The organism is Paraburkholderia sp. SSBN10T (assembly GCF_056619545.1).
Map to the genome: position 1 here is coordinate 43,658 of NZ_JBWQQI010000007.1, position 13,281 is coordinate 56,938.

Consider the following 13,281-nt stretch of genomic DNA (forward strand, 5'->3'; position numbering starts at 1 on the left):
GTGCTTCTTTTAATGCCTCTTTTAGCGCACGGCACACTCCGCTTGCGCCGCCGTAGCGTGCGCATCGTCGCCCACGACTGCGATCCGATCCGCAACGTTTTCCTTTACCGGAAACCGCATGTATGCCAGCGCTCTCGCCGCTCGCGAGCCGCGCTGCGGCGCCGCTGCGCGCGACAAGATCATCTCCACGCAGTCTGCAAGCTCGCACAATGCCGGCATCGCCTCGGTGCCGATGCTTTCAGGGTGCGTTTTGCGCAGCGCCGATAACGTGTCGCCGAGCCGCCGGATCGACGCAGGGTGGCTATCCGTGAGCGGCCAGCAATGCATCAGACAGACAAGCGGTATCACGCTTCGATGCTCGCACCAGGTATCGAACAGGCGCATGCAAATCGAGTTGAGATGCTCCACCGCATTTTCACGTTCGGACAGGGAGGCAATCATGGCCGGCAGCCAGCAAAAGATTTCCGATATCCGATAATAAGTGACCCATCCGGTCGACGCAGTCAGGAAGCGCGGAAATTGCGCGACATGGCCACTGAACCGATAGTAAGGAAATCCTTAGCCATAGAGTTGATGCGTCAGGCCGTCGGCGAGACGGAAAATGCCGCTGAAAACGTCGGGAGAGACGGGAGTCAACACTCGCCTTATCATTGTGTGAAGCCCACCACAATCAGGTCGGGGACCTCGTCGAACCGCGAGACACCCAAAAAAAGACCGCCAGGCCCCTTCGATCCGAATCCCCATCTGAAGACGCAATGCAGCGTCGTCCAGGAAGGTTTAGCAGGCAGCGTATGAACGAATCCGTGCGTGATCCGGTGACAGAGACTGAACTGAAAGCGCTGAAAAAGCGCAATACCGCCTTGCAACGGAAGCTGGACACGCTGCAGCGGCAACTCATCGAACAGGAGCAACGCCTGCACCTGACACACGCGGCCCTCGACAAAATACACGAGGCCGTCTACCTGACCGATGAGCATGGCCATATCGTCTACGCCAACGAAGAGTCCTGCCGCTCGCTCGGATACAGCGCAACGGAGTTGTTGCGACTACGGATAACGGATATCGATCCCGACTGGACCACCGAAAAGAGCACCCAGCTTTGCTGCGAATTGCGCGAGCACGGCACCCTCCTCATTGAGACCAGGCATTGCCGCAAGGACGGCAGTGTGTTGCCTGTCGAGGTCAACGCAAGCCGTGTCGAATACGGCGGCAAGGAATACCACCTGTCACTGGTGCGGGACATCACCGAGCGGGAACTCGAGGCCAGGCTCCAGAGACTGCCGGAAAACACGCTCCACGTCATTTGCCGCTATGACCGGCAATGCCGGCTCGTGTATGCGAATTCGGGACTTTCCGGAACGCTGCGCAAACACGTGCAGGACTTGCTGGGCAAGAAGCCGACCGAACATACGGCCGATCCTCAATATGCGCGCTATCAGGCGTCGATCGCCGCGGTCATCGACACCGGGATAGAGCGCGATTTTGAAATGACCGTGCGGGAGGGCGATGGCGAGTCACGTCATCATCACATCCGCATCATGGCCGAACACGGATTAAAAGGGGAAATCGTGGGCGCGCTTGCCCTCGGGATCGACGTAACCGATCGCAGGGAGGCGGAGCAGCGGCTCCATGCGAGCGAACAGGCGTTCCGCGCTGTCGTCGAGCATTCACCCGACTATATCGCGCGCTACGACCTCCGCTACCGCCGCGTGTATGCCAACCCGGCGCTGCTGAAGCTGATGGACCGTGCTGCCGGTGAAGTGATGGGCACCACGCCCACGGAGTTGTCTTCGTTCGTCGACTCACAGCAGTACATGGAGCAGTTGCAGCAGGTCGCCGAGAGCGGCCGCGAAGTGACCCGGGAGGTGCTGCTGCGCGATGTCTCGGGCCGGGTCCGCTGGGGGCACATGCGGGTCGTTCCTGAGTTCGCCCCCGACGGCAAGGTGACAAGCATGCTCGCGATCAACCGCGATATCGACGAACTCAAGCGCAGCGAACGGGCTTTTCGCACCCTCGCGGAAAATGCGCCGGACCCGATCATCCGCTACGACCTGAACTGCCGGCGCACCTACGTCAATCCGGAATTCGAGCGCGTCAGCGGCGTGCCCGCCGAGAAATTGCTGGGTCAGCCCGCGGGACGAACAGACGGTGCGACGCCTGAAGTGGCCCGGCGTTTCCGGGCGAAGCTGAAGGAGATCATGGCAAGCGGCACCATGGACAAATTCGAACTCGCCTGGACCAAGGACGGCAAGGCGCAGTGCTGGTTTGTCCACGCGGTGCCTGAAAACGACGCACACGGAACCGTTCAGAGCGCGTTGACCGTCTGGCGCGATATCAGCGAACGCAAGGAAGCCGAGCAGCGCTTGTGCGAATCGTACGAGTTGCTGCGGGAACTCACGTCGCGACGGGAAACGGCGCGTGAGGAAGAGCGCAAGCGCATCGCACGCGAACTGCACGACGAGCTTGGGCAACAACTGACGGCGCTACGGATGGGCGCGTCGACGCTGCGTATCCGCTTTGGCCAGGACAATCCTGAACTTGCCGCACACGTGCAGAAAATCCTGGTTCTTGCCGACAAGACGATGCAGGTGGTCCGCGACGTCGTCGCTTCGCTGCGTCCGGCAGTTCTCGACGCGGGCATCGTCGCGGCGCTCGAATGGCTCGCGGCTGAATTTTCGCGTGACGCGCAGGTGACCTGCCGCCTGCGCGTACCGGAAGAAAATGTGGCGATTGCCGAGAATCGGGCGATCGCGCTGTTCCGCATCGTCCAGGAAGCCCTCACCAATGTCGCACGGCACGCGCAAGCTAGACACGTCTTCATCACGCTGGAGCAGAAGGGTTTCGATTGCCTGCTGGAAGTGCGAGACGACGGCAAAGGATTCGACCCGGCGGCGGTCGGCAGGCAATCCTTTGGGTTTGTCGGCATGAAGGAGCGCGTGTTGATGCTCGGCGGCGAGATCGACATTGCCAGTACGCGAGGCAGCGGGGCTGCTATCCGGGTACGTGTGCCCATTCGGCAGGCGCACGAGACGTTGCAATGCGGGTGAGGCTCACCGGCGGACGCCTCAACCGGAATGTCTGGCCCGCCCTACACGATTCGAACGTGTGACCTACGGCTTAGAAGGCCGTTGCTCTATCCGTCTGAGCTAAGGGCGGAAAATAAGAGACGACACTGGAATTTTAACCGACCGGACAATTCACGCCTTGGCCGATCAATAAGCGGCCAGTGTCAACGCGACCGCTGCGGCCTGCCCGTTCACCGCCGCACGAGAGCACCTCTCGCAACAGCACCTTAGCCACCGGGCGAGGCTCAGCGCAATGCAGGGGCCGGATTATAACCGAACCCGAGACGCAGCTCACTGCAGCCGGCCTGGCTGCCGCGAGCGCCCCCGCATCACCGCGATGGCGCGCTCAAACCGGTTGCGCATGCAGCATGAACCAGCCGAGACACACGATACCCGCGATCACGCAGTACACGCCAAAGCTCGCGAGGCGCCCGCGGCCTTCGAAATAACGCATCAGGAAGCGCACGCTCAGATACGCCGCGATGGCCGTCAACACGCCACCCAGCAGCGCGTCGCCAAGCTGGCCAGGGGCATGAAACAGCTTCGGCAGTTCGAGCACGCCCGCGGCAAAAATGATCGGCGTGCCGAGCAGGAACGAGAATTCCGCCGCCTTCTCGGCCGTCAGACCCACTGCATTGCCGGCGATCATCGTCAGGCCGCTGCGCGAAAAGCCCGGAATCAACGCGCCGATCTGCGCCAGCCCGACGAAAAACGCCTGGCGCAACGTCAGCTTCTCCGGCGGCTGATGCGCGCGCGAACGCTGCAGACGGTCGCCGAACCACAACAGCACACCATTGACGATCAGCGCGAACGCCACGATGCGCAGATCGTGGAACAGCAGTTCCAGGCGCTTTTCGAGCACCAGCCCAACCAGCCCGGCCGGAATCGTGCCGATGATCAGCGCCCACATCATGTGGCCGTCGTCATTGCGACGCCCGCCGAGCGAGGCGAAAAAGCCGCTGATCAGCGCGATCCAGCGCGCGCGGAAGTACCAGAGCAGCGCCAGCGCGGTGCCGAGATGCAGCGCCACGAGGAATGGCAGCAACTGCGGCGCATGCGCGTCGATATGCATGCCGAACAGCGCGGGCACGAGGAGGGTGTGACCAAGGCTGCTGACGGGGAACAGTTCCGTGACGCCCTGCAGCACGCTCAGAAAAATCAGAAACGACAAGCTCACGCGGCGGTCCTTTTAATGAGTAAACAATCGGGGAGGAGCACGCCGGACCACAGCAACCGGCGCATGGAAGCGCACCGATTATGCCTGGCCACCATGTCAGCGCCAAGCGTTTGAACGGTATTTGGGGAAATTTTGACGCATTGCGTCACAACTCGAAACGGTTGTTACGCCGCTGCAAGCTATTCGGCGCGCCGTTGGGCGGTCGCCCGTGGTGAGGGCCGCCCGTGCGGCGACCCATGCGAGGTGAGTATCGGAGCCGGCCTGCCTTGCTGCGGGTCGCGCGGCAAGGGTATCCGGAGCCGGGCGCTCAGCGGCCGAGCTTGTAGAAGAAGTACACCGTGCTGCCGGTAAACATGCCGAACAGGGCCATGCCCATTGCCATTGCGAGATCCATTGCACCCTCCGGAATCCGGTCAGGCCCGGCGGGACAATCGGCCAGGCAGTCCGGCGATTATCGTCAAGCTTGCCGGTGGCGCGAACCCGGAATTCCCCGAGAAGGGTTTCCCCGTAGAGCAAAGCAGCGCAAAATCGGCCTCGCGTCTGCGTTGCCGCGTGCCCTGCAGCCACGCAGTCCATTGACACAACCGCCACCAACCAGACTGTCCACCATGGCCCAATTCCAGCATCAGGACATCATCGAAATCACCCACGGCGCCTCGCTGCTGCGCTTCGCGCCGCAAGCCGGCGGGCGCCTGCTGTCGTGGCATATCGACGGCCAGCCCGTGATCCACTGGCCCGACGACGCCGACTGCAGCCAGCCGGCAAGAATCCGCGGCGGCAACCCGCTGCTGTTTCCGTTTCTCGGGCGCCACCGCGTCGACGGTCAGATCGGCCGCTGGCGCGACGCCGCCGGCACCGTACGCGACCTGCCGATGCACGGCTTCGCGCGCGACCTGCCGTTTGCGGCGAGCGTCGAACCCGCCGCGGCCTTGACGGCCGCATCAGTGTCCGCGCCAACGGTCGCTTCGGCCGCCGCGTCCGGTGCGACGGTCCGCATGACGCTCGCCGACAGCGACGCCACCCACGGCGGCTACCCGTTCGGCTTTCGCTTCGAAGCTGTCTACCGGCTCGCCGACGACCACACGCTCGACGTCGAACTGATCACCGTCAACACCGGGACGACGGCGTTGCCCTACTACGCCGGCCATCACTTCTATTTTTCGCTGCCGCATACGCAGCGCAGCGAAACCGTGCTCGAGCTGCCGCCCACCGGACGCCGCTATCAGCAGGCCGACGGCTCGATCAGCGCCGCCGAGCCCGGCGCGGCGCGCTACACGCTCGACGAGGCGCGCATTCTCGACCGCTTCCATTGCCTGACCGACGGCCCGGCAGCACCTGGCGACGGCACGCCGCAACCGCCGGTGCGGCTGATTGCGCCGGGCCTGAACCGCACGATCACGCTCGACCTGCAGCGACCCGGCTCGGTGCCCTGGTACGCCGTGACGACGTGGACCGAAGCGGCGGACTCGGACTTCTACTGCATCGAGCCCTGGCTCGGCCTGCCCGACGCGATCCACAACGGCCTCGGCCTGCGCTGGCTCGAACCGGGCCGGACCGAGAGCGCCGCCCTGCGCATCGCCGTCGACGCCCTGCGCTGACTTGCCGCGTACCAGGCCGCCGGCCCGGGCCGCCGCGTGGTGCGGCCCGTGGCTCACCCCGTGCCGCTCACGCGGCGCGGTCCCGTTTCGGGTGCTGCGCTGCAAAACCGTTAGAATCGGACGTTTTTGCCACTCTGTCGCGTGATCGGGATCGGCGCGCGGCGGCGCTTTGCGAGGTCCAATGTTGGGAACAAGAAGAATGAAACGGCTCGTGTGCGTGTCGTTGTTGGCAGTGCTCACCGCATGCGGGTCCGCGCCAGTGGGTCCGGGGTTCTATCGCGTCGAACGGGGCGATACCTTGTCGAAGATTGCCCGCAGCAGCCGGCAGTCGGTTCAGAGCATCGTGCGCTGGAACAACCTGTCGAATCCGGACAGCATCGAGGTCGGTCAGGTGCTGCGCGTCGCGCCGCCCGGCGGCAATTCGGCGCCGGTCACGGCCTCGACCGGCGGCGGCGCGCGCGGCGGCAACAGCGCGGCTGCCGCGCCTGCCCCGCGTAGCGCGCCAGCCGACACGTCGCCGGCCCCCGCGCCGGCCTCGTCGATCTCGCTCGTCTGGCCGGCCGACGGCACGGTGATCCGCCGTTTCGACGGCTCGAATTCGAAAGGCATCGATATCGCCGGCAGCGCGGGCACGTCGGTGGTCGCCGCCGCAGCCGGCACCGTGGTGTACGCGGGCAATGGTCTGCGCGGCTACGGCAATCTGCTGATCCTCAAGCACAATGCCGACTATCTGACGGCGTATGCGCACAACCGGGTGTTGCTGGTCAAGGAAGGCCAAAGTGTCACGCAAGGCATGAAGATCGCCGAAATGGGCGATACCGATTCGGACCGCGTCATGCTGCACTTCGAGCTGCGCTATCAGGGCCGCTCGATCGATCCGTCGCGCGCACTACCGGCACGTTAATTGCGGGTGATGACGCAGCCGCGCAAGAACCTCGCTTCCTGCGCGACGCTGCGTCTGACATCGGACATGGCGCTGCACGCCCCTGTCCGCCACCCCAATCCGGGAGGAGCCTCCCATGAAATCTGGATGGACCCCAAGCGCCGTCGCCGCGCTGGCGCTCGCGAGCCTCGTCGGCTGTGCCAGCTCGACAAAAATGACCTACTTGCCTAGCGGCGACACCGGCTTCGCCATCAACTGCAGCGGCAGCGACGCCAGCGAAAGCTGGGCCGAATGCTACAAGCGCGCGGGCGAAGTGTGCGGCGCGTACGGCTACGACGTGGTGTCGAAGGATGTCGACAACGGCGCCACCTCCGGCGGTTCGATCGGCGGAGTCTTCGGCGCCAATGTGAAGAACCGCTCGATGGTAATTCGCTGCAAACAGTAACGACAATGCGACAAACAGGCCGCCTTGACAGCGCCGCTTGCGCCATTCATCAGACACATTGCGGGAAACCTTGCATTCAATCCCAATTGAAGCGCAATCCACTCCGCCAAATGCAAATTTTGCAATTACCTGAAGAAAAAAAGCCCGGCTCAAAGGCCGGGCTAACGGGGGTTCGGCGCATATCGGTAAAGGACCGGTTCACCATGCGCCAAAACAGAATCTATCAACGCCATCTTGTCTACGCAATCATTTAATTACGCAAAAACTGTGACACGGCGCACGGAGTACGCATTCCGTGAACCAAAGTAATGACAAAAACGCCGATAAAGCGTACCAATTGAAACAGGGTGGCGCTCTGAAGAAGTTCACTCAAAGAGCCAATCAGATAAGCCCACACCCTTACTGGGCGGTCATCTGGTGAGATTCTCCCGTTTGCCCAATCAATCAATCAATAGTTAAACTGTTAAATTTTAAAACGTAAAATCCCAATTTCGACGATTTGTCCGCTTTGGTGCGAAAACGCACCTTTCATTGCCTGAAATTTCAAACTGTGGATCGACATCCGAGCCACATTCATCAGCTCTTTCGGATTAATTCGCGTAATGCGGACCATTTTATCTGTTAAATGTTTTGAGATAAAGCAGGCAGTGAGTCTCTCCGTACATTGCGAACCGACGGAAAGCGAGATTGCACGCGGAGGCAAATAACGCCGCATTGCGGCCGTCATTTGCCAGCGTATGCAATTTCAGTTACAGCACGCGCAACCCCAGTTCCGTCACCAGCACGGCGGCCTGCTGATGCGAAATCGTCGCGCCGCGAAACAGACCCGCATCGACAAGGCGCACGCCGCTCAGGTCGGCGAGGCGCAGGTCCGCGCCATCGAAACGGGCTCCTTTCACGTTGGCGTCCTTCAGACTGCCGCCCTCGAAAATCGCCTCGCGAAAATCGGCGCCGGCCAGATCGGCGTCGGAAAAATCGAGTTCCTGCAAGGTGGCTTTACGAAACGACAAGCCGCGCAGATGCGCACCGATCAGCAGTGTTTCGACGAACGTCAGACCGAGGGTGCTGCAATCCTCGAAGTTCGCGCCGGTCAGCTTGCAACCGTGATAGCTCGCCGAGGCAAGTTTCGCGCGGCGCCAGCTCGTGTTGTTGAGATCGCTCGACTGGAAGGCGGCATCGACCAGGTCCGCCGACGCGAAATCGGCCTGGCGCGCGCGGCAGCGCAGCCAGCGGGTTTGCGTCAAGGTGGCGCCGAAAAACGACGTCTCGGCGATGTTGCAACGCTGAAATTCGGCGCCGCGCAAATCGAGCCGCGACAGGTCCGCACCTTCGAAATCGCAGTCCTCGAAACGCAGCGGTTGCCGGGTGGCGCCGAGCAATTGCTGCACGTCGTCCCGTGCGAGCGTCGCATCGGCGACGGTGTGAACGCCGGCGTCCGGCGTCGTAGAATTGAGCGGCATAAGAAAGTGATTCCTGCGCGCTCCGGCACATGCCCGAGCGCAAAATGCCAAGCGTACCGGAACGCGCCGCCGCCGTGGCGCACAACCTGCGATGGTTTATAGTAACGCCCGCCCTTTTGCCACCCCAGCTACACGATGACCTCGAACGCCGCCGCCCATAGTCCGCTCTACCTCTCGCTGCTCGCGGAAACCGCGAAAATCGGCTGGCCGGAACTCGAACGTTTTTTTGCACGCGGCATCCTGCTGCACGTCGCACGCGACCTCGATCTGGTCAGCGTCGCCGAAGCGATCGCCAGCGACGATACGGCGCAAGTCACACAATGGCTCTCGGCGGGGCTGGTCGAGCGCATTCAGTCCGACACCGCCGCCGATTTCGCCACACGCGATCCGGACCTCTGGGCAGTGGTTGTCTCACCGTGGGTCTGCGTGCAGGAACGCGGCTGAGCAAGCCCGGGCGAGCCGGACGCAGCCGATTCGCGGCGCCGTCGATACGGCCTTGGCCGCTCATCTGGCCGGGGCCTCGTATCTGGCCGGGGCCTCGTATCTGGCCGGCACGGCGCCACGCCGATGCGGTTGTTGCTACGCATCGCGCATAGCGTTACGCCGGTATCCGCGATTGGCTGACTCTCTTTGGTCGGTCGCAGCGTTTATTCCAGTTACCGCTTGAAACAAGCGCATACATATCTCGCGACCCGCGCGTCCTAGAATGGCTGCAGCCCGCGCTCTCCGCGCGAACAGTCTGCGCGGGTCAGAAGTGCCGGCGTGCCCGCGCCGGCACTTCGCCCTTCCATTCAGACGTGCGGCGTGCGTAGCCTTCCCGCCGCCGAGCGGCACACGGCACACGCTTGCGAGACCTTATTGCGGTGCAGCCTGTGACGGCGCCGTCTGCGCTGCGTCCGGCGTGTCGAGTATCGTGGGCGGCCGGTCGTCGGTCGGCACACCGTGATAGTCGGGCGGATCTTTCGGAGGCGGGCCGTGATGCCCGGAAGCGGGATCGTTCGAGCAGCCGGCAAGGGCCGCCACAGCAAATGCAATCAGAAGGGCGCGATTCATAGACTCTCTAAAGTGAACATAACAACGCAGGTGCGCCGAGAGTCTACCTGCAAAGTCCGGGCAAGCGCACGTTGCCATACACCGCCCAGGTGCCGCTTTTTCGTCGTCTGACCTACTATGTACCCATGGCTGCAATCATCGAAGGAGGCTGCCATGGACGCTGAATCGATTGCGGGTTTCATCGGGCTCGGAGTGGGCCTGTTCGTGCTGCTGGGCTTGTCGATTTTCGAATCGCGGACCTACCGGCGCGAGCACAACGGTGAAGGGATGATGCACCACTGGCTGTCCGAGCATCACGTGCTCGACTGGACACGGCGCAAACACTAATTCCACATCACCTTCGTGACTGCCCGCTTGCCAGGTCACGAGACGCGCGCATGAGACTAATGGCAATGCGGCATCGAGGCCCCGCGGCAGGGAGGCGCGCCGCTGTTTGCGTGCAACCGCGGCGGTTACACGCCAGCCTTCGCCAACACCACGATCGACACGCCGAGCGCCTCGCGCTGCGTGTCCTCATTGCGATACGAATGCGGCACATGGCCGGGGAACGCGAGCACGTCGCCGGTTTCGAGGCCGTGCCGCTCGCCCGCCACAAAGATCGCCACGCGCCCTTCCATGCAGGTGAAATATTCGCGCGTGCCGGGCAGATGCGGCGTGCCGCGCATATACGCACCGGGCGCGAACGCCATGGTCTCCAGAATGCCGTCGGGCATCGGCTCCGGGACCAACGGACGGATCGTCAAACCATTGCCGCGATTCTGCGCGGAGATATCGTCGCGCGTCCACTTGCGGACCTTGGCGCGCGGCGACGCCAGTAATTCATCGAGCGGCGCACCCAGCGCGCCCGCCACCTTCATCAGCACCGCCAGCGAAGGATTGCCCTCGCCCGACTCCAGATTGGCCACCGTCGAGCGCGGTACGCCCGATGCCTTCGCAAGGCCCTCCTGCGTCAGCGCACGCGCATGCCGCAACGCCACCAGATTGCGCGCCAGATGCTGGGCCGCATGCGCCGCGTCCGGCACGGTGTCGCGAGCGGGTTCGTAAGCGGTCTCGTCCATCGTATCGACTTTCCGACAAGGGGTTGGACATCGCACTCGGCCGTGCGGTGTGGGGCTCCTATTATCGGGTCATCGAGACGGCGCCGGTAAAGCGATCGTCTCCCCCTTGAGCGCTTTGGAGAATCCACATGACCCGATCGAACAGAAACCTGCAAGGCGTGCGTGTCGCGCTCACCGGCGGCACCTCGGGACTCGGCCTCGCGTTGCTGGACGAACTGCTGGAGCGCGGCGCGCACGTCGCCTTCGTCGCGCGCCATGAGCAACGCGTAGCCCAGGTGGCCGCGACCCGTGCGAAGGCCGCCGGGATCGTCGGCGATATCGCGAACAAGGACGACATCTATCCGCTCGCGCTGCAGATCAGCGGCCTGCTCGGCGGAGTCGACGTGCTGGTGAACAATGCGTCGGCGCTCGGACCGGTGCCGCTCGCGCTGCTCGCGGACACCGAGTGCGAAGACTTCGAAGCCGCGCTGGCGACCAACCTGCTCGGCCCGTTCCGTCTTACCCGGGCCCTGCTCGGCTCGTTGACCGCGGCCGCCCGCGAACGCGGCGGCGCCGTGGTACTGAACGTCTCCAGCGATGCGGCCGTCGAACCCTATCCGACGTGGGGCGCGTACGGCGCCAGCAAAGCCGGCTTGCGGCATCTGAGCCGCATCTGGGACAAGGAACTCGCCACCCAGCGGGTGCGTGTGCTGTCGCTCGATCCAGGCGATATGGATACGCCGCTGCATGCCCTCGCCGCGCCCGGCGACGACCCCGCCAGCCTGAAACGCCCCGCCGACGCGGCCCGCGAATTCGCCGATGCGATCGAAGCGGCCTTGCACGCGCTGCGCAATCCAGCCCAGCGTGAAGGAGCCCAAGCATGACGATGCCCGCCGCCGCCCTGCCGGTGCAACGGCCTCACGACGCCCGCCTGCTCGTGATCGACTCGCACGGGCACATCGAACACCGTCCACGCACGGCTCTCGCGCAACTGCTGCGCGAAGGCGACTGCGTGATCGCCAACGACGCGGCAACCCTGCCCGCCAGCCTGCAAGGCATCCATCGACGCAGCGGCGCCACGCTCGAAGTCCGGCTCGCGGGCCGGGCGTCGCTCGATCCTTCGGATGTCAAACGTTTCACCGCGGTGGTGTTCGGCGCAGGCGATTTCCACACGCCGACTGAAGCGCGCAGCGCCCCGCCTGACCTGTTGCCCGGCGACCGGCTGAGGTTCGGCAAGCTTGGCGCGACGATCGTGCGCACGCTCGATCACCCGCGTCTTGTCGAACTGCAATTCGAAGCGGATGCGGCCCGCATCTGGCGCGCCCTGGCGCAACAGGGCAAGCCGGTTCAGTACGCGCATCTGCACGATGCGCTCGCCTTATGGGATGTGTGGACGCCGATCGCCTCGCAGCCGGTGGCGTTCGAGCCGCCGTCGGCGGGATTCGTGCTCGACTGGCGTACCGTTGCGCAATTGCAGGCGCGCGGCATCGGCTTTGCGACGCTCACGCATGCAGCGGGACTGTCGTCCACCGGCGACGCGGCGCTCGATGCCCGCTTGCCGCTCGACGAGCCTTACCGCATTCCGGCCGCAACCGCAGCGCTGATCGCTGCCACTCGCGCGCGGCAAGGGCGCGTGGTGGCGATCGGCACGACCGTGGTGCGGGCGTTGGAACATGCGGCGAGAAGCGATGGCACCGTGCGTTCGGGCGACGGCGTCGCCAACCAGCGGATCGGGCCGCAGACGAAACTGCGGGTGGCCGACGTGATCGTCTCCGGCACCCATGAACCGGAGACGAGCCACTATGCGTTATTGCGCGCCTTTACCGATACGTTGACGTTGCTCGGTGCGACCGAGGAACTCGAGGCACATCGCTATCGCACGCACGAGTTCGGCGATTCGGTGTGGATCGAGCGGCGCGCCTGTGTCGTGTGCGGGACGCGTGCGTATCCAGTGGATCCGCGTGAACGGGAGCGCGAGCGTTGCGTGACCTGCTGATGGAAAGGTACGAGCGCGCCCGCATGCCTTGCAAGGCCGCTTTGGCAATTTCCGCATTCCGAGATTGACGGCCATACGTCAGACCAGATAGAATCTCTGATTCGTCGGAGCGTAGCGCAGCCTGGTAGCGCATCTGATTTGGGATCAGAGGGTCGTAGGTTCGAATCCTATCGCTCCGACCATAGAATCAAAGGGGTTACACGCTTGCGCGTGTAACCCCTTTTTCTTTGCTGCCACGGTGAACTCGCCGGAGGGTCGTCAAGCGCGCCACCTGGCGGTACGCCGGTATGGCCACTCAACCTCCGGCTTGAAGCAGGACACAAGCTGGAAACACTTTCGAAGCCATTGAAGGATCGATCCGTGCGCAAATTCCTCTCGCTCATTCTGCTCGCGGCAAGCGCCGCAGCATTCACACCCGTTACCGCCGAGGCGCATCCGCGCGTGGTCTGCAAGCGGGAGTGGTATCGAGGCCACCTGGTGCGCCGTTGCCGTCAGGTGCCGCCGCCGCGTCATCACCGTCACCATCGCCGGCCGGCCCCGCATCGCAAGCCGAATTACGTCTAGCCG

14 protein-coding genes and 2 tRNA genes are annotated in these 13,281 nt (G+C 63.7%); 10 read left to right on the forward strand and 6 right to left on the reverse strand.

Features of this window, described 5'->3' with window-relative positions:
• Positions 1 to 21 precede the first annotated feature (21 nt).
• Positions 22 to 441, reverse strand: a complete 420-nt coding sequence (locus AC1ECK_RS12745) for a hypothetical protein (protein WP_480319530.1) — start codon at positions 439 to 441, stop codon at positions 22 to 24.
• Between the two features lie 209 nt (positions 442 to 650).
• On the opposite strand from AC1ECK_RS12745, the gene AC1ECK_RS12750 reads away from it, so the two are divergent.
• Positions 651 to 3,047, forward strand: a complete 2,397-nt coding sequence (locus tag AC1ECK_RS12750) for a PAS domain-containing sensor histidine kinase (RefSeq protein ID WP_480319532.1) — start codon at positions 651 to 653, stop codon at positions 3,045 to 3,047.
• Between the two features lie 32 nt (positions 3,048 to 3,079).
• Here AC1ECK_RS12750 and AC1ECK_RS12755 read toward each other — a convergent pair.
• Both AC1ECK_RS12755 and AC1ECK_RS12760 read right to left on the reverse strand, forming a co-directional pair.
• Positions 3,080 to 3,156 (reverse strand) — tRNA-Arg (locus tag AC1ECK_RS12755).
• Positions 3,157 to 3,411: 255 nt separating this feature from the next.
• Positions 3,412 to 4,242 carry an undecaprenyl-diphosphate phosphatase gene (locus AC1ECK_RS12760; RefSeq protein ID WP_480319534.1) on the reverse strand — a complete coding sequence of 277 codons (831 nt, stop codon included), beginning with the start codon at positions 4,240 to 4,242 and terminating at the stop codon, positions 3,412 to 3,414.
• 608 nt (positions 4,243 to 4,850) lie between these two features.
• Between AC1ECK_RS12760 and AC1ECK_RS12765 the strand changes: the two genes are divergently transcribed.
• The 3 genes from AC1ECK_RS12765 (at position 4,851) to AC1ECK_RS12775 (ending at position 7,168) form a co-directional block, all read left to right on the forward strand.
• Positions 4,851 to 5,840, forward strand: a complete 990-nt coding sequence (locus AC1ECK_RS12765; RefSeq protein ID WP_480319536.1) for an aldose epimerase family protein — start codon at positions 4,851 to 4,853, stop codon at positions 5,838 to 5,840.
• 181 nt (positions 5,841 to 6,021) lie between these two features.
• Complete coding sequence (locus AC1ECK_RS12770; RefSeq protein WP_480319537.1) at positions 6,022 to 6,744, forward strand: peptidoglycan DD-metalloendopeptidase family protein; 723 nt, start codon at positions 6,022 to 6,024, stop codon at positions 6,742 to 6,744.
• A 115-nt stretch (positions 6,745 to 6,859) separates the two neighbouring features.
• Positions 6,860 to 7,168, forward strand: a complete 309-nt coding sequence (locus tag AC1ECK_RS12775) for a hypothetical protein (protein ID WP_480319539.1) — start codon at positions 6,860 to 6,862, stop codon at positions 7,166 to 7,168.
• Between the two features lie 749 nt (positions 7,169 to 7,917).
• On the opposite strand, the gene AC1ECK_RS12780 is transcribed toward AC1ECK_RS12775, so the two are convergent.
• The gene (locus AC1ECK_RS12780; protein ID WP_480319541.1) at positions 7,918 to 8,628 is read right to left on the reverse strand and encodes a pentapeptide repeat-containing protein; all 711 of its coding nucleotides are present in this window, start codon (positions 8,626 to 8,628) and stop codon (positions 7,918 to 7,920) included.
• Positions 8,629 to 8,763: 135 nt separating this feature from the next.
• Between AC1ECK_RS12780 and AC1ECK_RS12785 the strand changes: the two genes are divergently transcribed.
• Positions 8,764 to 9,072, forward strand: a complete 309-nt coding sequence (locus AC1ECK_RS12785) for a DUF2288 domain-containing protein (protein ID WP_480319543.1) — start codon at positions 8,764 to 8,766, stop codon at positions 9,070 to 9,072.
• A gap of 411 nt (positions 9,073 to 9,483) precedes the next feature.
• Here the strand turns inward: AC1ECK_RS12785 and AC1ECK_RS12790 are convergent, their stop codons facing one another.
• Complete coding sequence (locus AC1ECK_RS12790) at positions 9,484 to 9,681, reverse strand: hypothetical protein (RefSeq protein ID WP_480319545.1); 198 nt, start codon at positions 9,679 to 9,681, stop codon at positions 9,484 to 9,486.
• 153 nt (positions 9,682 to 9,834) lie between these two features.
• Between AC1ECK_RS12790 and AC1ECK_RS12795 the strand changes: the two genes are divergently transcribed.
• On the forward strand, positions 9,835 to 10,008 hold the full coding sequence (locus AC1ECK_RS12795; RefSeq protein ID WP_480319547.1) for a hypothetical protein: 174 nt from the start codon (positions 9,835 to 9,837) through the stop codon (positions 10,006 to 10,008).
• Positions 10,009 to 10,133: 125 nt separating this feature from the next.
• Here AC1ECK_RS12795 and AC1ECK_RS12800 read toward each other — a convergent pair whose 3' ends face one another.
• Positions 10,134 to 10,739, reverse strand: coding sequence for a helix-turn-helix domain-containing protein (locus tag AC1ECK_RS12800; RefSeq protein WP_480319549.1), 606 nt, complete (start codon positions 10,737 to 10,739; stop codon positions 10,134 to 10,136).
• 128 nt (positions 10,740 to 10,867) lie between these two features.
• Here AC1ECK_RS12800 and AC1ECK_RS12805 point away from each other — a divergent pair, with 128 nt between their 5' ends.
• The 4 genes from AC1ECK_RS12805 to AC1ECK_RS12820 all read left to right on the forward strand — a co-directional run bounded on the left by AC1ECK_RS12805 (position 10,868) and on the right by AC1ECK_RS12820 (position 13,278).
• Positions 10,868 to 11,602, forward strand: coding sequence for an SDR family oxidoreductase (locus AC1ECK_RS12805; RefSeq protein WP_480319551.1), 735 nt, complete (start codon positions 10,868 to 10,870; stop codon positions 11,600 to 11,602).
• Complete coding sequence (locus tag AC1ECK_RS12810; RefSeq protein WP_480319553.1) at positions 11,599 to 12,714, forward strand: S-adenosylmethionine:tRNA ribosyltransferase-isomerase; 1,116 nt, start codon at positions 11,599 to 11,601, stop codon at positions 12,712 to 12,714. The genes AC1ECK_RS12805 and AC1ECK_RS12810 overlap by 4 nt, the downstream gene beginning before the upstream one ends.
• 105 nt (positions 12,715 to 12,819) lie before the next feature.
• Positions 12,820 to 12,896: transfer RNA gene (locus AC1ECK_RS12815), tRNA-Pro, on the forward strand.
• 178 nt (positions 12,897 to 13,074) lie between these two features.
• Positions 13,075 to 13,278, forward strand: coding sequence for a hypothetical protein (locus tag AC1ECK_RS12820; RefSeq protein ID WP_480319555.1), 204 nt, complete (start codon positions 13,075 to 13,077; stop codon positions 13,276 to 13,278).
• The last annotated feature ends 3 nt before the right edge of the window (positions 13,279 to 13,281 follow it).